Here is a 1,066-nt window from a genome sequence, read left to right as displayed (position 1 = left end):
GGCGGGCACGATCGCGGTGGGCATCGCGAGCGGCTTCGGCGCGACGACCCAGCTCGGGGTGCAGGCCAACGCCGATCCGGACGGCGTCATCACGAACCTCGCGGGGCTCGCGGCCGTCCTCCTCATCGCGCTGAGCTGTGTGCTGTTCTGGCGCTGGCGCTCCCCCGTGCTGTTTACCTCGATCGCCGCCGGGCTCTGCCTCGTCCTGCCCGGCTCGCCGGTTCCCGCGCTCTTCGCGCTGGTTGCCGTGCTGCGGCTGCGCCGGGGCGGGACGGTGATCGGCATGGTCGCGCTCGTCACCGTGGCGACCGCCGTGAGCGTGCTCTGGGATCTCTCGGCCGGGACCCACGCGCTGTCCCGATCCTTTTTCCCGCCGCTGGCCGCCGAGACCGGGCTCACCGCGCACGCCCTCTGGGTCGTGCCGCTCGTGACGGGGGCGATGATGATCGCCCCCGTCGCACGGGGGCTGGTGCTCCGCGCCCGGGACGAGCGCGACGGGGCGCTCCTGCGCGCGGAGGCCAGCCAGGGTCGGGTCACTGCGCTCAGCGACGAGGTCGTGAGCGAGCAGGACCGCCGCGAGGTGGCCCGCGAGATCCACGACACGCTCTCGGCCCGGCTGTCCACGATCTCGCTCTACACGAGCGCCCTGGAGGCCCTGCCCACCTCGACGGCGGAGCAGCGTGAGCAGGCCCGGCTGATCCGGGGCACCGTGCAGGACTCGATGTCGGATGTCCGGCGGGTCGTCGACCACCTCCGGGATCCGGGTGCCGCCCGGGAGGCCGCTGGGCTCGGCCTCGGCGATCTGCACGAGCTCGTCGACCAGCTGTTCGCGGAGCACGATCGGGTGCGCGCGCGGATCACCGTGTCGGACGAGGCCGGCTGCGATCGTCGGGTCGCGCACGCCACGTACCGGATCGTGCAAGAGGCGCTGAGTAACTCGCGCAAGCACGCCCCCGGCTGCGCGGTCGAGCTCACGGTGCGCGGCGGCCCCGCAACGGGGGTCTCGATCACGGTGCTCAGCCGCGGCGCAGGCTCCCCCGGCGCGCCCGCCGGGGGCTCGCCCCTG

Annotated in this window: 1 protein-coding gene; it reads left to right on the top strand. The window is 74.3% G+C overall.

Translation table 11 applies throughout. The features are described from left to right. On the top strand, nt 1–1,066 hold a 1,066-nt coding region (locus tag OOT08_RS17910), incomplete at both ends, for a sensor histidine kinase (RefSeq protein ID WP_325094234.1).

This window comes from Leucobacter sp. M11, assembly GCF_035726885.1.
Lineage (GTDB): Bacteria > Actinomycetota > Actinomycetes > Actinomycetales > Microbacteriaceae > JAPFRB01.
The sequence above is the reverse complement of the archived record's forward strand: the minus strand, read 5'-3'. Positions and strand labels throughout refer to the sequence as shown.